Origin of the sequence: Salinibacillus aidingensis (genome assembly GCF_039522525.1) — a bacterium.
GTDB lineage: Bacteria > Bacillota > Bacilli > Bacillales > Alkalibacillaceae > Salinibacillus > Salinibacillus aidingensis.
On the sequence record NZ_BAAADO010000004.1, the window covers coordinates 346,058 to 363,195 of the forward strand.

General features: G+C 39.7%; 17 protein-coding genes. All 17 read left to right on the top strand.

What is annotated here, in order from left to right; all coding sequences use genetic code 11:
* Nucleotides 1–7: 7 nt before the first annotated feature.
* Nucleotides 8–1,225, top strand: coding sequence for a M16 family metallopeptidase (locus tag ABD006_RS11800; RefSeq protein ID WP_343841240.1), 1,218 nt, complete (start codon nt 8–10; stop codon nt 1,223–1,225).
* Between the two features lie 48 nt (nt 1,226–1,273).
* Nucleotides 1,274–1,525, top strand: coding sequence for a YlmC/YmxH family sporulation protein (locus ABD006_RS11805; RefSeq protein ID WP_343841242.1), 252 nt, complete (start codon nt 1,274–1,276; stop codon nt 1,523–1,525).
* 179 nt (nt 1,526–1,704) lie between these two features.
* The gene (gene dpaA / locus ABD006_RS11810) at nt 1,705–2,583 is read left to right on the top strand and encodes a dipicolinic acid synthetase subunit A (protein ID WP_343841245.1); all 879 of its coding nucleotides are present in this window, start codon (nt 1,705–1,707) and stop codon (nt 2,581–2,583) included.
* 17 nt (nt 2,584–2,600) lie between these two features.
* Nucleotides 2,601–3,200, top strand: coding sequence for a dipicolinate synthase subunit B (locus ABD006_RS11815; RefSeq protein WP_343841248.1), 600 nt, complete (start codon nt 2,601–2,603; stop codon nt 3,198–3,200).
* A gap of 172 nt (nt 3,201–3,372) precedes the next feature.
* The gene (gene asd / locus ABD006_RS11820) at nt 3,373–4,428 is read left to right on the top strand and encodes an aspartate-semialdehyde dehydrogenase (protein ID WP_343841250.1); all 1,056 of its coding nucleotides are present in this window, start codon (nt 3,373–3,375) and stop codon (nt 4,426–4,428) included.
* Nucleotides 4,429–4,446: 18 nt separating this feature from the next.
* Entirely contained in the window at nt 4,447–5,658 is a 1,212-nt protein-coding gene (gene dapG / locus ABD006_RS11825) for an aspartate kinase (protein ID WP_343841252.1), read from the top strand.
* Between the two features lie 26 nt (nt 5,659–5,684).
* Nucleotides 5,685–6,569 carry a 4-hydroxy-tetrahydrodipicolinate synthase gene (dapA, locus tag ABD006_RS11830; protein WP_343841256.1) on the top strand — a complete coding sequence of 295 codons (885 nt, stop codon included), beginning with the start codon at nt 5,685–5,687 and terminating at the stop codon, nt 6,567–6,569.
* 79 nt (nt 6,570–6,648) lie between these two features.
* Nucleotides 6,649–7,404, top strand: a complete 756-nt coding sequence (locus ABD006_RS11835; protein WP_343841258.1) for a ClpP family protease — start codon at nt 6,649–6,651, stop codon at nt 7,402–7,404.
* Complete coding sequence (locus tag ABD006_RS11840; RefSeq protein WP_343841261.1) at nt 7,401–7,610, top strand: YlzJ-like family protein; 210 nt, start codon at nt 7,401–7,403, stop codon at nt 7,608–7,610. The genes ABD006_RS11835 and ABD006_RS11840 overlap by 4 nt, the downstream gene beginning before the upstream one ends.
* Before the next feature lie 375 nt (nt 7,611–7,985).
* Nucleotides 7,986–10,340 (top strand): DNA translocase FtsK, encoded by a 2,355-nt coding sequence (locus ABD006_RS11845; protein WP_343841264.1) that lies wholly within the window; start codon nt 7,986–7,988, stop codon nt 10,338–10,340.
* A gap of 174 nt (nt 10,341–10,514) precedes the next feature.
* The gene (locus tag ABD006_RS11850; RefSeq protein WP_343841266.1) at nt 10,515–11,240 is read left to right on the top strand and encodes a GntR family transcriptional regulator; all 726 of its coding nucleotides are present in this window, start codon (nt 10,515–10,517) and stop codon (nt 11,238–11,240) included.
* Nucleotides 11,241–11,416: 176 nt separating this feature from the next.
* Complete coding sequence (gene yfmF / locus ABD006_RS11855; RefSeq protein WP_343841267.1) at nt 11,417–12,700, top strand: EF-P 5-aminopentanol modification-associated protein YfmF; 1,284 nt, start codon at nt 11,417–11,419, stop codon at nt 12,698–12,700.
* Nucleotides 12,697–13,980, top strand: coding sequence for an EF-P 5-aminopentanol modification-associated protein YfmH (gene yfmH / locus ABD006_RS11860; RefSeq protein WP_343841270.1), 1,284 nt, complete (start codon nt 12,697–12,699; stop codon nt 13,978–13,980). Before yfmF ends, yfmH begins: the two co-directional genes overlap by 4 nt.
* Nucleotides 13,981–14,001: 21 nt before the next feature.
* Entirely contained in the window at nt 14,002–14,721 is a 720-nt protein-coding gene (gene ymfI, locus ABD006_RS11865) for an elongation factor P 5-aminopentanone reductase (protein ID WP_343841272.1), read from the top strand.
* 80 nt (nt 14,722–14,801) lie between these two features.
* Nucleotides 14,802–15,059: a DUF3243 domain-containing protein gene (locus tag ABD006_RS11870; RefSeq protein ID WP_044157489.1), complete on the top strand. Its 258-nt coding sequence runs from the start codon at nt 14,802–14,804 to the stop codon at nt 15,057–15,059.
* 304 nt (nt 15,060–15,363) lie between these two features.
* The gene (locus ABD006_RS11875; protein ID WP_343841274.1) at nt 15,364–16,158 is read left to right on the top strand and encodes a DUF3388 domain-containing protein; all 795 of its coding nucleotides are present in this window, start codon (nt 15,364–15,366) and stop codon (nt 16,156–16,158) included.
* Nucleotides 16,159–16,177: 19 nt separating this feature from the next.
* Nucleotides 16,178–17,122 carry a helix-turn-helix domain-containing protein gene (locus ABD006_RS11880; protein WP_343841276.1) on the top strand — a complete coding sequence of 315 codons (945 nt, stop codon included), beginning with the start codon at nt 16,178–16,180 and terminating at the stop codon, nt 17,120–17,122.
* Nucleotides 17,123–17,138: the final 16 nt, after the last annotated feature.

The window sequence follows — 17,138 nt, forward strand, 5'->3', positions numbered from 1 at the left end:
ATGAATTTTGGTTAAAAAATATACATGTGATAATGGACTCCGTATCGTATTAGAAGAAATCCCGACTGTCAGATCTGTATCGATTGGAATATGGGTTTTAGCAGGCTCCCGAAATGAAGGAAATCTGAATAATGGGATCTCCCATTTTATCGAACATATGATGTTTAAAGGGACTGAAAATCGGAACGCTCGTGAAATTGCAGAAAGCTTTGATTCAATTGGAGGACAAGTGAATGCCTTTACCTCCAAGGAGTATACCTGTTACTTTGCAAAGGTTATGGATACACATGCAAGCTATGCGCTGGATATTCTGGCTGATATGTTTTTCCATTCCACCTTTGATCAGGAAGAAATGGAACGGGAAAAGAAGGTTGTTAATGAGGAAATTAAGATGTATGAAGATACCCCGGATGACATTGTTCATGACTTGCTGTCGGAAGCAAGCTATGGGAAGCATCCATTGGGCTATCCAATCTTAGGCACGGAAGAAACCCTGGCATCCTTTAAACCTGAGGATTTGCGAGCCTATATGGAGGAGAATTACAGCCCGGAAAATGTTGTGGTTTCTGTGGCGGGAAATGTGGATGAAGGATTTTTCAAAGATGTTGAAAAGCTGTTCGGCACCTTTGAGCGTAAGGGCGGGAAGAATCAATTTGATAAACCCGACTTTCAGCATCAGCACTTTAAGCGAAAGAAGGATACCGAACAGGCTCATCTTTGCCTGGGGTACCAGGGGCTTCCTGTAGGTCATGATGATATTTACAGTCTTGTCGTTGTGAATAATGTATTAGGTGGCAGTATGAGTTCCCGATTATTCCAGGAGGTAAGGGAAACAAAAGGTCTGGCCTATTCAGTGTTTTCCTATCATAGCTCCTTCCTTGATGATGGTCTGTTAACCATTTATGGAGGAACAGGTAATGATCAATTAGAGGTACTGGAAGAAACGATTCACGATACGGTTCAAAAATTAATTTCTGATGGTCTGACAGATAAGGAGCTGAAGAACAGTAAGGAACAGCTGAAAGGGAATTTAATGCTGGGTTTAGAAAGCACAAACAGCAGGATGAGCCGCAACGGTAAAAATGAGCTGCTGCTTAAGCGCCATCGCTCTCTTGATGATATTATTCAGCTCATTGATAACGTAGACCATCATTTAATCAATAACAGTATTCAGCAAATATTTAATCAGCCTTATTCAAGTGCATTAATCTCAGCAAAAGATTAAAAATAACTTTCATTCCCTGCGCATAAAGTAATAGTGGGAGGGAACAAAATGAGATTTAAAGACTTGAGCGGGAAGGAATTGATTGATGTATCCAAAGGTACCCGCCTGGGGATTTTAGGTCAGACAGATTTAGATATTGATATCAAAACAGGAAAGATTGAATCCATATTAATTCCGGATTATAAATGGTTCGGTGTTAAAAAGGGAGAAATGCAGGATAAGATTCATTGGAGTGAAATTGAAACGATCGGAGACGATATTGTCGTTGTAAAGCCCTATCAGGATCCATATCAAGGTTAAATCAGCAGGAAAAAACCTTTGTTTTCGCATTTGAATGGCGGAAACAAAGGTTTTTTTATTCGTCATTTTTCAAAGAGAAGAAAACATTCACGTTATTGGCTTATGGTCATAAGATAACATCGTAAATGAATTTGGGCTTATTCATTAAAAATAACGGTTCTCTATAGTGAGGTGCTGACATGTTAACAGGTTATCAAATAGGTGTGCTTGGTGGTGATGCCAGGCAGCTGCAAATCATTAAGAAGCTTTGTGATTGGGATGCAACCCTGTATTTAGTCGGGTATGACGAGTTAGAAGAGGATATACCAGGCGTTAATAAGACCAATATGGAGGAAATTAAACCAGATCATTTAGATGCAGTACTTCTGCCTGTACGTGGGGTAGATCAGGAAGGCTATTTAGATACTGATTTTTCCAGTTATTCTCCAAGATTAACGGAAGAATGGTTAGACCAACTGTCACCATCCTGTCAGGTCTTTACTGGTATTACAAATTCATATTTAACCAATTTATGCGAAGAAAAGGATCTTACATTGATCCCGTTATTCAATCGCGATGATGTAGCGATTTATAATTCGATTCCAACCGTTGAAGGATTACTCATGTTAGCCATACAGTACACAGATTTCACCATACATGGATCAAAAGTAGTGGTTCTTGGCTTTGGAAGAGTTGGAATTACGATTGCAAGGACATTTCAGGCTTTGGGAGCCAAAGTAAAGGTAGGGGCAAGATGTCAAAAGGATCTTGCTCGTATTTATGAAATGGGATTTGAACCCTTTGAAATGAAAGAAGTAAGTGAAGCCGTATATGATTGTGATATTTTATTAAATACCATTCCAGCACCAGTAGTGAATGTGAAGGTCATTCAAAACCTGCCTCTCACGTCTATTATTCTGGATGTAGCGTCAAAACCTGGAGGCACTGATTTTCGCTACGCCAGACGCAGAGGGGTAAAGGCGATATTAACACCCAGTCTGCCCTCCATTGTGGCTCCAAAAACAGCAGGAGATATATTGGCTGGTGTCATCACTCAAATTTTAACGGATGAACAATAAGAAAGGAGTTATGACGTATGGATATCAAAGGGAAACGTATTGGATTTGGAGTGACCGGTTCTCATTGTACGTATGAGGAAATTTTTCCACAGATTCAACAGCTGGTAGATGCAGGTGCTGAAGTGGTTCCTGTGATTTCCAATACTGTAAAATTTGTAGATTCTAAGTTTGGGAAAGCGGTGGATCATGTCAATAAAATTGAGGAAATCACCGGACAAAAAGTGATTTCAACCATTCCGGATGCAGAACCTCTTGGACCGAAGTATCCGTTAGATTGTATGGTCATTGCGCCATTAACAGGAAATTCTTTAAGTAAATTGGCAAATGCATTAACCGATTCGCCGGTATTAATGGCTGCTAAAGCAACCATGAGAAATCAGAACCCAATTGTATTAGGGTTGTCGACAAATGATGCTTTAGGCATGAATGGTGTTAATTTAATGAGATTGATGGCCAGTGAATACTTCTACTTTATACCTTTAGGCCAGGATCACCCATTTAAAAAGCCAAATTCCCTTGTTGCTGATATGACTCAGCTTCAAGCAGCGGTAGAAAGTGCACTGGACCGGGAACAGTATCAACCGGTACTAATTCAGCGCATGTTTAACGAAAATTAAGGAAAACCATACTTTTCAACCTGTGAGTATGCTAGAATGGAGATAATTATATCAAGTTATCATTGAATTTAAAATTGAGTATTGTAAACTTGTGATTAGAGCAACTTTTCAATCTATTTATATTCTTAGTGAAGATTTAAACGATTAATGATTTAGGAAAGGAGAAACATTTATGTCACAAAATCAACAAAGCTATCATGTTGCAGTTGTTGGTGCAACAGGTGCAGTTGGCCAAAAAATGATCCAGACACTCGAAGCACAGAACTTTCCAATTGATAAAATCTCCCTTCTGGCATCTGAACGCTCAGCAGGTAAGAAGGTTTTGTTTAATGGGGAAGAAGTTGAGATAAAAGAAGCGTTGCCTGAAGCCTTTGAAGGCGTGGATATCGCTTTGTTTTCAGCAGGAGGAAGTATTTCAAAAAAACTGGCACCCGAAGCTGTAAAACGTGGTGCAGTGGTTGTCGATAATACAAGTGCCTATCGTATGGACCCCGAAGTACCTCTGGTTGTTCCTGAGGTGAATGAGGAGGATATTAAGGAGCACAATGGAATTATTGCCAATCCAAATTGTTCAACCATTCAAATGGTCGCTGCCCTTGAACCTATTCGTGAAGCATACGGTCTGAAAAGAGTGATCGTATCGACCTATCAGGCAGTATCTGGAGCGGGAAACGCAGCCGCAGATGAATTAAAAGAACAATCTCAGTCCTTTTTAAATGGTGATGAGTTAAATGCCGAGATTCTGCCAGTTAAAGGCGATGAGAAGCATTATCCAATCGCATTTAACGCATTACCGCAAATTGATGTCTTCCAGGACAATGGATATACATTTGAAGAAATGAAAATGATTAATGAAACGAAAAAAATCATGCATTTAACCGAATTACCTGTTTCTGCAACCTGTGTACGACTTCCATTTTTCACATCACATGCAGAAAGCGTGTATGTTGAAGTGGAGCAGGAAGGAGCATCTGTCGGACAGATAAAAGAACTATTCCAGAACGCTCCAGGGGTTGTACTGGAAGATGATCCGGAAACACAAACCTATCCAACGCCTTTAAGTGCGGAAGGAAAACGGGATGTGTTTATCGGTCGTATTCGTCAGGATCTCGATCAGGCCAATGGATACCATCTATGGGTTGTATCTGACAATCTATTAAAAGGTGCAGCATGGAATTCTGTTCAGATTGCACAAAGTATAATAGAAAATAATTGGTTAAAAAAATAACGTTATAGAGGTGTATCAATGAAACTAGTCGTTCAAAAATTCGGTGGAACTTCTGTACGTTCAAAGGATACTAGAAGTAGCGCTATCTCTCATATTAAGAAAGCGATGGATGATGGATATAAGGTGGTTATTGTCGTTTCAGCCATAGGCAGACAGGGGGATCCATATGCCACGGATACCCTTTTGTCCCTGGTTAATGACACCCATTCGTATATTTCAGATCGTGAAAAAGATTTGCTGGTCTCTTGTGGGGAAACTATTTCATCCATTGTGTTTTCCAATGAACTTAATGAGCAAAATGTCAAAGCTGCAGCATTGACAGGTGCACAAGCTGGATTTTTAACTAACAGTGAATTTACAAACGCCAAAATTGAAAGAGTAAATACAGATCGGATTTTAAAAGAATTAGAGGTTTATGATGCGGTTGTCGTTGCAGGCTTTCAGGGGAAAGATGAAAATGGAGAAACAACCACAATAGGCAGAGGAGGATCAGATACTACAGCAGCAGCATTAGGAGCTGCGCTTAAGTCAGAATATGTAGATATCTTTACAGATGTTGAAGGCATTATGACAGCTGATCCGCGAATCGTAGAAAAGGCACGACCGTTATCTGTAGTTACGTATAATGAAATCAACAACCTGGCTCATCAAGGTGCAAAGGTGATTCATCCAAGGGCAGTAGAACTGGCCATGCAGGCAGAAATCCCTTTGCGAATACGCTCCACTTATTCAGATGATGAGGGAACGCTCGTAACCTCCTCAAGAACAGAAGCCAATGGTCAGGATATTCCTGATCGGCTTATCACCGGTATTGCTCATTTATCCAACATTACACAGATTAATGTAAAGTCGGAAACCAATACGGATAAACTTCATGAAGATGTTTTTACAACAATGGCTGAAGCGAACATTTCTGTAGACTTTATTAATATTTCACCAGATGGGGTAACCTATACTGTACCAGGTGCATCAGCAGATCAGGCTGTAAAACTGCTTCAAAAATTGGGTTATCAGCCGGAAACCGTTCCAAATTGTGCAAAAGTGTCTACAGTTGGAGCAGGTATGACCGGTGTCCCTGGTGTCACTTCAAAAATTGTCAGTTCCTTAGCTGCTGAAGGAATTCAGATCTTGCAATCCGCTGACAGTCACACAACGATTTGGGTACTGATTCATGAGGATGACTTAAAAAAGGCAGTCACTGCATTACATGACACATTTGAACTAGGGTGAGATCAGGAGAGAAGGGAGTCTTTTTCGTGAGTTTCGGCAGGATTTTAACGGCTATGGTTACTCCTTTTGATGATAATAGCAAAGTAGATCTGTTTAAAACGACAGAATTAGTTGAGTATTTAATTGAGAATGGTTCTGATGGTTTAGTTGTGGCTGGAACAACTGGTGAGTCACCCACCTTGTCAGTGGATGAAAAAGTTCAGTTATTTAATCATGTAGTGAAGGTTGTCGATGGCAGAGCAACTGTCATTGCCGGAACAGGGAGCAATGACACTCAGGCTTCCATTGAGCTGACAAAAAGAACAGAACAAACAGGTGTAGACGGGATTATGCTAGTAGGCCCTTATTATAATAAACCAAGTCAGCAAGGTCTATATGAGCACTTTAAGTCAATTGCTGAATCCACATCCTTACCCGTTATTCTGTACGATGTACCAGGAAGAACGGTTGTACGCCTGGAAGCCGACACAGTGGTCCGTCTCTCTAAAATCGATAACATTGTCGCCATTAAGGATGCAAGTGGTGACTTAAATAAAATGGCTGAGGTCATTGAACAGACAGATGATGAGTTCGTATTGTATACAGGTGAAGATCCTTTAACTCTCCCTACCAGAGCGATTGGCGGGGAAGGAGTTATTTCTGTATCCGCTCATATCATTGGAAATGAGATGCAGGAAATGCTTCAACATTATGATCAGGGAAATGTGCAGCAGGCAGCCTACCTTCACCGTCATCTGCTGCCGGTCATGAAAGGAGTCTTTTTAGCTCCTTCACCAGCACCTGTAAAAGCTGCATTACACTGGAAGGGGATTGATGCAGGTGGAGTACGCTTGCCAATTATCCCCCTAAATGATGATGAGAATAAACAATTAGTCAGTATTTTAGAAGGAATTCATGAAAGCCGGCAATAATTTATGCCGGCTTTTTTGCATGTCTATACGTCCTATCGGTCATAATAAGATGTAAACATAGAAAAGGGGCGTAGATAGAGTGAGTAACGAACAAAATCCACAAAAAGATGGAAATCAGGATGGACAGCAACAAGGGAATGACCAGAATAGCAGTAGTCTGGTACAGAAATTACAGCAATTAGGTCAAACCAACGTTGCCCAAACCCCTGATTCCAACGTTCATATACTGCCCATTATTGGCCAGATTGAGGGTCATGTGCAATTACCGCCAAAGAATAAAACAACAAAATATGAGCATATGATACCGCAAATTATAGCTGTTGAACAAAATCCTAAAATTGAAGGGTTAATTGTTCTTTTGAATACTGTAGGTGGGGATGTAGAAGCAGGTCTGGCCATATCCGAAATGATTGCCTCGATTTCAAAGCCCACAGTCTCCATTGTTTTAGGCGGTGGACACTCTATTGGTGTTCCTATTGCTGTGTCAACGGATTACTCGTTTATAGCCGAAACGGCAACGATGACCATTCACCCGATTCGTCTGAATGGTCTTGTGATAGGTGTGCCGCAGACTTTTGAGTACTTAGATAAGATGCAGGATCGAGTGATTAACTTTGTCACTCGTCACTCTAATGTTGAAGAGGAAAAATTTAAGGAGTTAATGTTTGAAAAAGGGAACTTAACGAGAGATATTGGCACTAACGTTGTAGGAACAGATGCAGTAAATTTTGGACTTATTGACGAAATAGGCGGTGTAAAGGAAGCTATGGAAAAGCTGAATCAAATGATTGATGACAACAAAGATAACGGTAATGAGAGTCAGGTGATACAATGATTCTTTACACACCTTTAAGCGAACATGATATTTTTCCACCAGATGAGGAGGAATACAGCCAGTGTAAATGGGTCACCGTTGAAAATCGCGTATTAAAGGTACAGGATATGAAGGATGGATCTTACGAAATTCTGCAGACCATGTCAACAGACCCAAATGATTATTTAAACCAGCAGTATACACCAGGTAATCGGATCCGATTATAAGTTCCCTTCATGATTACAAGCGTGTCTACACTGTGATATAATAAGAATGGAAAAAGCAGCCACGAGGTATGGCTGCTTATCTTTTACATAATAGAAAAGCGGAGGCGACCGTTTAGGCCCGACGGCATAAGCAGGATATCCGGAGTGGCCGTATTTTGGCCATGGAGGAGATTCTGCTTATGACCGCTTGGGCCTGGGAGCCGCAGCTGGACAGAGAAAAGCGGAGGCGACTGTTCAGGTCATGCGGGATAAGACGAAGACATGGAGTGGCATGGGTTTGGCCACGGAATGGCTTTGGCTTATATCCGCCTTGACCTAGGAAGCCGCAGCTGGACAGAGAAAAGCGGAGGCGACCGTATATTGAGGTGAACATCTATGGCAAAGAAAAAGAGGAAAAGAAGTAAAAAAACAATAAAAAAAGGTCTGAAGTTTGAATTACTAGGCCTATTATTCATAGCCCTTGCGATTTTTTCAAGTGGAATAAGTGCTATTGGTGCAGGTTATATTCCAAGAGGTCTGGAGCACTTATTACGGTTGTTTTTCGGGATATGGTTTGTTATTCCTTCTATATTTCTATTTGGGTTAGGGATATCGCTAATGGTTAAGAGAACCTGGCCTAAATTCTTTCAGCCCAAACTTACAGGTTTTTATATTATTATTTCATCACTTTTATTGTTTACCCATATCCAAACCTTTGAATCTATTATGACTTCAGCTGCTGACCCATCGATTCTAAAGACAACCTGGAGTCATTTTACGGGTTTTCTCAGTGGTGAACTCGAAGCTTCCTATTTAGGGGGAGGATTAATTGGTGCCAGTCTTTATGCGTTCAGCTTTTACTTATTTTCACCGGATGGAGCACGAATTTTGTCTGTTTTCGGTTTTATTATAGGTATTCTCTTTTTGACACAAATTTCATTAGGAGATCTTTTAAAGAAAAGCTATGAAAAAAGTAAAGACAAATGGTTGGAACAAAAAAACAATCTCCAGCAAAAATGGCTCGAACATAAAGCAGATAAACTGGAAAAGAAGGCAGCTTCGACAGATATAGATGCTTCTCCGGAAATTGATATGGGACAAGCTGCGCCTGAAATTGCAGATAAGGGTGAAGAGCCGATTATTGAAGATTTTACAGACGCTGTATATCATACCCATGACTTTCATGAACCTGGTTCTGATGGAGAAGAGGAGACTGGTCAATCAAGCCAAAATCAAACTCAAGAAGTTCAGGAGGATTCCGGGTCACAGGAGGATCAGACAGAACTGGACGAGTCGTTGCCATTGGCAGAGAAGGAAAACATAGAATATATCTTGCCATCGCCGGAACTGCTTGTTGAACCGGTTCAGAACTCTCAGCAACAAGAAAAGTCCCATATTCAGGCTACGGTTCGAAAGCTGGAAAAAACTTTTGAAAGCTTTGGTGTTAAAGCAAGAGTCTCCAAAGTTCATGTAGGGCCTTCGGTTACAAAGTATGAGGTATATCCCAGTGCTGGTGTAAAAGTAAGTAAAATCGTCAATCTTCACGATGATCTGGCTTTGGCATTAGCTGCCAAGGATTTACGAATTGAAGCGCCAATACCGGGGAAATCTGCCATTGGTATTGAAGTTCCCAATCAGGAAATTGCAACAGTCTCTTTAAAAGAAGTTATGGATGCATATCCGAAAGGCAATTCCTCCAAGCTGCTATTTGGGCTGGGAAGAGATATCTCCGGCGAAGTTATAACAGCTGAACTGAATAAAATGCCGCATATGTTAATTGCTGGTGCAACAGGAAGCGGAAAAAGTGTCTGTGTAAATGGAATTATTACCAGTATCCTAATGAGAGCCAAGCCTCACGAGGTTAAAATGATGATGATTGACCCGAAAAAAGTAGAGCTGAATGTCTATAATGGAATTCCTCATTTACTTACACCTGTTGTTACCGATCCTAAAAAAGCTTCGAGAGCATTAAAAAAGGTTGTAGCAGAAATGGAGCGGCGTTATGACTTATTCTCGGAAACAGGTACACGGAATATAGAAGGATACAATGAATATGTGAAACGAATGAACAGCATTAGCCCAGAGGAAGAAGAACAGCCATTATTACCTTATATTGTTGTTCTGATTGATGAGTTAGCGGACCTGATGATGGTGGCTTCCAATGAAGTGGAAGATGCGATTACACGACTGGCTCAAATGGCACGGGCTGCCGGTATTCATCTGATCATTGCAACTCAGAGGCCTTCTGTTGATGTTATTACAGGAGTCATTAAGGCGAATATCCCATCAAGAATCGCCTTTAGTGTATCTTCACAGACTGACTCGAGAACGATTTTGGACTCTGGTGGAGCTGAAAAGTTATTAGGTCGAGGAGATATGCTCTTTATCCCGGTAGGAGCTTCCAAACCTACACGTATTCAGGGTGCTTTTCTATCAGATGAAGAGGTTGAACGTATTGTCGATCACTGTGTCGAACAGCAGAAGGCTCAGTATCAGGAGGATATGATCCCTGAGGAAGAGTCTGAAGTTGTACAGGAAGTGGATGATGAATTATATGATGATGCTGTACAGCTCGTCCTGGAGATGCAAAGTGCAAGTGTATCCATGCTCCAGAGAAGATTCCGAATTGGGTACACGCGTGCGGCTCGTTTAATTGACGCAATGGAAGATCGGGGAATCGTTGGTCCTTATGAAGGAAGCAAGCCACGAAAAGTTTTAACGAATCATGTTGAAGAAGAACAAACCTCATGAAGCAGCCTTTCCTTTAAGGCTGCTTTTCGTCCAATTAATAGTAAAACAGGAGCTTGGTCCATACAGTTCGGAACCTTATTCTGATTGAAGTTTTGCTTTATTTGCATGTCGAATAATGATATAGTAATTTAAGGTTCATCGTTGTTCCAAAGAAAGTGATTTGAGGTGAATGTAATGTCCATTCGTGATGATTCACGTCATTTATATTTACAGGTCATAGACCAAATTAAACATGACATAGAAAAAAACAAATATCGGGAAGGCGAAAAATTACCTTCTGAATTTCAATTGTCCAGGGATTTAGGAGTTTCCCGGGCCACATTGCGGGAAGCGCTCCGTATTCTGGAGGAAGACAATATTGTCATTCGAAAGCATGGTGTGGGTACATATGTGAAGGAAAAGTCCGTTTTTGCTTCTGGGATTGAGCAATTGCATAGTGTAACGGATATGATCGCTCAAACCGGAATGACCCCTGGCTCCCGCTACCTTGCAACTGAAATCATTCAATCATCATCGGAAGACAGGGTTCAGTTTAATGACAATTCGTTATCTGAAATCGTCGAAATTGAGCGAATTCGTACAGCAGATGATACTCCTGTGATTTACTGTATTGATCACATTCTTCCAGATTCCATTGACCTTGAAAATGTGCACAAAAATACCTCCTTGCTGAAGGTTATAGAGGATTACACGGGTTATCGAATAACGTATGCTGTAACGAAAATCGAACCGGTAAGTTTTCATGAAAAAGCTTCATTATTACTTGATTGTCAACCTGATCAATCTCTTCTTTTATTAAAACAAATGCATTATAACGAAAAGGATGAGCCTGTGTTATATTCGAAAAATTATTTCAGAGCGGACAAATTCAGCTTTTACGTTATAAGGAAGAGAATTTGAGTACGTGTTTAACTTAAGGGGATGGTTAAGGAATAAGTTCATACGAAATCCAGGACTCTTTATTTCTAATAATAAAGGGTTTTTTTTACGCTTTAATTTATGCTTATAGAAGGATACTTTTTCTAATTCATGATAAGCTATATGGAGAGATTGTATGTTTAAGGAGGTAAAAAGGAATGGCTGAATTGACTGAACATCAGTTTGATATGGAAGGATATCAGCTGCATGTAATTCCTACAAAAAAGTTTAAAACCAATGTGCTGGTTATCCGATTCCTTGCTCCTTTGCAAAGGGATATAGCCACCAGACGTGCCTTACTTTCTTTTGTAATGCAGAAAGGAACAAAGGATTATCCGAGTGAGAGAAAATTACGAACCAGACTCGATGAGTTATACGGAGCAGATTTGAATATCGATGTTTCAAAGAAAGGTGAAAATCACTTAATTACGATTCGTATGTCATTTGTGAATGAGAAATTTTTACCTGATGAAAATTCACTGATGGATGAGGTTATGGAACTTGTTCAGCAAATTCTTCTTAAACCTCTTCTCGAGGAAAATGTTTTTAAGTCAGAAATCGTAGAAAAAGAAAAGGAAACCCTCAGACAGAAAATTGAATCCATTAAAGATCAGAAGATGAGTTATGCCAATATGCGTTTAATTGATGAAATGTGCCAAAATGAGCCTTATGCCACTCATGTACACGGATATTTGGAAGATTTGGAATCCATTGATGGCCAAACTTTGTACAACACATTCCAATCGATGCTAAAAGAGGATCGTATGGATGTTTATCTTTTAGGAGATGTGGATGTTGAGGAGACTAAGCAAACCATTGGTCAATCGCTCAGCTTTGACCGTTATCCTGTTCATTCCTCTTCACTGGTACAGTCACCATCAGAATCAAAACAGGGGCAGGAGGTAACGGAAAAACAAAAAATACAACAGGGTAAGCTGCACTTAGGTTTTAGAACGCAAACCACATTTAAGGACTCCGACTATTTTACGATGCAGGTGTTTAATGGCTTATTTGGCGGATTTCCTCATTCAAAATTATTTGCCAATGTTCGGGAAAAGCATCAGCTGGCCTACTATGCTGCTTCCAGATTTGAAAGTCACAAAGGATTATTACTTGTTTTCAGCGGTATTGCTCCTGAAGCATATGATAAAGCGAAAGAGATTATCATCAAGCAGTTTGAAGAAATGCAGAAAGGAAACTTCACGGATACTGAGGTTGAGGAAACAAAAAGGCTTACGATTCATCAGTTAAAAGAAACTTTTGATCATCCAGTCGGAATTATTGAGATAATGTATCATCAGGTTCTGGCCAATCAAAAGAGAACCCCCGGTGAAATGTTTGAGGGAGTCGAACAAGTAACGAAACAGGATTTAATATCTTTTGCTGATAAGGTTAAGTTGGATACGATTTACTTTTTAACGAGTGAAGGTGATAACGCATGAAATCAAAAACATTAAATCAGATTCAGGAAACCTTATATTTTGATACGTTGGAAAATGGATTAGATGTATATCTATTACCCAGAGATGAAATGGAGAAGACGTTTGGCATATTTTCAACAAAATACGGCTCCGTTGATCGTACATTTACTCCTCTTAATAAAGATGAATATGTAACGGTTCCAGATGGGATTGCCCATTTTCTTGAGCATAAAATGTTTGAAAAAGAGGATGGGGATGTTTTTCAGCAATTTACAAAGCAGGGAGCATCGGCAAACGCCTTCACATCATTTACTAGAACAGCTTACTTATTTACGTCCACGGAAAATGTTACAGAAAATGTTGAAACACTTTTAGACTTTGTTCAGGAGCCTTATTTTACGGAAGAAACCGTTGAAAAAGAGAAAGGAATCATTGCCCAGGAGATCAAGATGTATGATGATCAGCCGGATTGGCGGTTGTTTTTTGGAACGATCGGCTCTATGTATGAAAATCATCCGGTCAAAATCGATATTGCCGGTACAGTCGATTCTATACAGGAAATTACGAAGGATGACTTATATACATGCTATGAGACGTTTTATCATCCCTCTAACATGATTTTATTTGTGACCGGAAAGTTCGAGCCAGAGGATATGATGGGAAAAATTAAAGAAAATCAGGAAAGAAAATCCTTTCACCCTGCTGACGAAATTAAACGTTCCTTCCCGGAAGAGACTGTTCAGGTGGCAAAAAAGGAAGAAGAAATTTACATGCCCGTTTCAGTTTCTAAATGTCTTGTCGGGATTAAGGAAGACCCGTCTCAGCTGACGAAGGATAAATTACCGAAATTAAAACTGGTCACTCAAATGGTTTATGACTTTCTGTTTTCGAAAAGTGGTCCTTATTATGAAGAATTATATAATGAAAACCTTATTGAAGATGGATTTGATTACGAAGTTCATATTGAAGAAAATTTTGCATTTTCCTTTGTCGGTGGGAATACACAGAAGCCCAAAGAATTATCTGCTAAATTAAAGGAAATGCTCTTGAAAATCAAGAATGAACAATGGTCAGATGAAGTTTTCACCCGGATGAAGCGTAAGCAAACCGGTGATCTTCTGAAAACCTTAAATTCTCTGGAGGGAACGGCGAATCAATTTATTGATTATCATCAGCTGGGTCTGAATTATTTTGATTTATACGAAACGTTAAACGAAATGACGAAGGAAGAGTTTGAGCAAATTGTGCAGGATTGGATCAGCGAGGAACGTATTAGTACGTGTTATATCCTTCCCGAGTAAGACAGAAAGGAATAGTTAAAGATGAAAACATGTTTGGTCACAGGGGCGAGTGGAGATATAGGAGGAAACATTGCTAAGGATCTGGTGCAGGATGGCTGGCAGGTCATTCTGCATTGTAATCAGAATCTTGAACGTTTACAGGAGCAGACGAAGCACTTTCCAAGCGAGTCCATCCTATCCTGTATTCAGGCAGATCTTTCAACCTCGGAAGGAATTCAAACACTAATGGATCAGCTTTATTTTAAAGTGGATGCACTGGTTTATGCGAGTGGAAAAGCATTATTCAGCCTGTTTCAGGATGTAACCGATGAGGATATGGAGGAAATGATACTCCTCCATATGCAGGCGCCTATGAAAATTGCCCGTTATCTTCTTCCCGATATGATTAAGCAAAAGAGTGGGCATATTGTGCTCATTAGTTCGATTTGGGGAGAAATTGGTGCCAGTAATGAAGTCTTATATTCAACAGTTAAAGGAGCTCAAAACAGCTTTGTAAAGGCGTTATCAAAAGAAGTTGCCGCTAGTGGTATCCGGGTAAATGCAGTAAGTCCAGGTGTAATTGATACGAAAATGAATGAACATTTATCAGCGGAGGAACGGGATGCATTATTTGAGACGATTCCTCAAAAGAAATTTGGGAGCACACAGGATGTTTCCAATGTGGTGCAGTTTCTTTTTAGTGAACGCGCACAGTATATAGATGGGCAAATCATTAACGTTAATGGTGGGTTTTCCTCCTGAAATGGTATTTCTTTTGTGAATAATCACCTGCTTCCGGTTCAAACTAAAGATGAAAGGTCCAATTTGAAGGAGGAAAGAATATGTCCATCTTAGATAATTTTGAATCATGGAAGGATTTCCTGGGTGACAAAATGCATAACGCAGAAGGTCAAGGGCTGTCCCAGCAGGAAATTAGCGACCTTGCTTATGAGGTTGGAGATTATTTAGCCACTCAGGTAGATGCAAAAAATGACCAGGAAGCAGTTCTCAGAGATTTATGGAATGTAGCTTCAAATGATGAGAAACATGCAATTGCTAATATGATGGTTAAGATGGTACAAAATAACGGGATACAATAAAAACAAGAGGGTGCTTCCCTCTTGTTTTTATTGTGCCAGAAACTTTTGAATGCATAAGCCGTAATACCCCCAACTTTGGGGCGTTAGTAAAACGAACTGTAAAAATGAGAGCCTCGTATATGGCCTTATAAGTTTATCTGCCTATGAATGGGAGGGAGGATCTTCTCCCTCATTTTAAAGTCCTATCTTTTCTCTTTTTAAATGAATTACAGGATTATGCTTTTATGTCCTTTTCTAATATTGAAAAATCATTTATCATAGTAATTAATAAACGTTTTATGTTACGTAATGAAGGGGTTTATCTATGGGAGAGAGACAGGAATGGTACCTGGAGTATGAAATTCAAACCAACAGGCCTGGACTGTTAGGCGATATTTCTTCTTTGTTAGGGATGCTGTCGATTAATATCGTCACGATTAATGGAGTGGAAAATTCCCGCAGAGGGATGTTGCTCTTAAGTAAACACGAAGAACAGATACAACGATTGAAATCGATATTAGATACAATGGATACGATACGCGTCACCAAGCTGAGACTGCCTAAATTACGAGATCGACTTGCGGTTAGGCATGGAAGATACATACATAGTGATGTGGATGATAAAAAGACCTTCCGCTTTGTCCGTGATGAATTGGGACTTCTTGTGGATTTTATGGCTGAATTATATAAAAAGGAAGGACACAAACTAATTGGGTTAAGAGGTATGCCCAGGGTTGGGAAAACGGAATCAGTCGTGGCAGCCAGTGTATGTGCAAATAAGAAATGGTTATTTGTATCCAGTACGTTATTAAAGCAAACGGTCAGAAGTAAGCTGATCAGAGACGAATATGATGAGAATAATCTTTTCATTATAGATGGGATTGTATCCACCAGACGAGCAAGTGAAAGACATTGGCAACTAATTCGTGAAATTATGCATATGCCAGCTACAAAAGTTGTCGAACATCCGGATATTCTTGTGCAGCACACAGAATATACCTTAGATGATTTTGATTATATTATAGAATTACGAACAGACGAAGAGGAAGAAATCACGTATGAAAATCTTGAACGTCCAGCATTTTCTCAAGATGATGGTTTCTCAATGTTTGACTTTTAAGGATGGATGGTGTTAAAGAATGGAATTAGGACAAAGATTAAAAGAAGCAAGAGAAGAAAAAGGCCTTTCTCTATCTGATATTCAGGAAATGACGAAGATTCAAAGGCGCTATTTAAATGCCATAGAGGAAGGTCAATTCAACATCCTGCCAGGCAGTTTTTATACAAGAGCATTTATTCGTGAATATGCGAACACCGTTGGATTAAATGCAGATCAGCTCTTTGAAGAGTATGAAAATGAACTTCCATCCCCTGAACAGGAAGAATATGAACGTATCAGTCGTGTTCAGAAGCATAGTAAACAGCCATCTTCTGAGAAACATTCCGCACTGTTTTCTGTTATCCCGAAAATATTAACCGTTCTCTTAATTGTCGCTATTATTGTTTTTGCCTATTTCTTTTATCAGCAAACGATTGATCCCGAAGAATCTCCGGAACAGGACAATCCGGATGAGGTGGAAATTACGCGTGGGGACCAATCTCAGCAGGAAAATAAGAATGATGACAATGGCTCGGACCAGAAAGAGACAGAAAAAAAGGAAAATGGTGATCAAAATAGCGAAGAAAATGAAAATAGCGGGTCAAGCGAGTCAAATAGTGACACGGGCGATGCAGAAAAACCTCAAACAGAAGTAAATTTAACAAACCAATCCAAAAGCGGAGGTCTCTCAGCAGAATATGAAGTAAAACTCCCTGATGATAAGTTTAATGTAACCTTAACAACGTCTAAAAAAAGCTGGCTGACGATAAGAGATGCGAATGAACAAGTTATTTTTGATAAAATGTTAACATCAGATAACTCCCCTAAGGAATTTGATTTTTCGGACCAAAAGTCAGTAACGATGAGAATCGGACAAGCAGCAGCGGTTGATATAAAGGTAAATGACACAAACCTTAAATATGCCTTTGACCCTAAAAAACCAAAAAATTATGTTCAAGATATTACTTTAAAAGTGGTACAATAAAAAATATAAATGAATA

Coding starts and splice junctions, on each gene's coding strand:
- dapG (WP_343841252.1), top strand. CDS start 4,447: ATGAAACTAGTCGTTCAAAAATTCGGTGGAACTTCTGTACGTTCAAAG.
- ymfI (WP_343841272.1), top strand. CDS start 14,002: ATGAAAACATGTTTGGTCACAGGGGCGAGTGGAGATATAGGAGGAAAC.
- yfmF (WP_343841267.1), top strand. CDS start 11,417: ATGGCTGAATTGACTGAACATCAGTTTGATATGGAAGGATATCAGCTG.
- ABD006_RS11875 (WP_343841274.1), top strand. CDS start 15,364: ATGGGAGAGAGACAGGAATGGTACCTGGAGTATGAAATTCAAACCAAC.
- asd (WP_343841250.1), top strand. CDS start 3,373: ATGTCACAAAATCAACAAAGCTATCATGTTGCAGTTGTTGGTGCAACA.
- dpaA (WP_343841245.1), top strand. CDS start 1,705: ATGTTAACAGGTTATCAAATAGGTGTGCTTGGTGGTGATGCCAGGCAG.
- ABD006_RS11845 (WP_343841264.1), top strand. CDS start 7,986: ATGGCAAAGAAAAAGAGGAAAAGAAGTAAAAAAACAATAAAAAAAGGT.
- ABD006_RS11815 (WP_343841248.1), top strand. CDS start 2,601: ATGGATATCAAAGGGAAACGTATTGGATTTGGAGTGACCGGTTCTCAT.
- ABD006_RS11870 (WP_044157489.1), top strand. CDS start 14,802: ATGTCCATCTTAGATAATTTTGAATCATGGAAGGATTTCCTGGGTGAC.
- ABD006_RS11850 (WP_343841266.1), top strand. CDS start 10,515: ATGTCCATTCGTGATGATTCACGTCATTTATATTTACAGGTCATAGAC.
- ABD006_RS11880 (WP_343841276.1), top strand. CDS start 16,178: ATGGAATTAGGACAAAGATTAAAAGAAGCAAGAGAAGAAAAAGGCCTT.
- ABD006_RS11840 (WP_343841261.1), top strand. CDS start 7,401: ATGATTCTTTACACACCTTTAAGCGAACATGATATTTTTCCACCAGAT.
- yfmH (WP_343841270.1), top strand. CDS start 12,697: ATGAAATCAAAAACATTAAATCAGATTCAGGAAACCTTATATTTTGAT.
- ABD006_RS11805 (WP_343841242.1), top strand. CDS start 1,274: ATGAGATTTAAAGACTTGAGCGGGAAGGAATTGATTGATGTATCCAAA.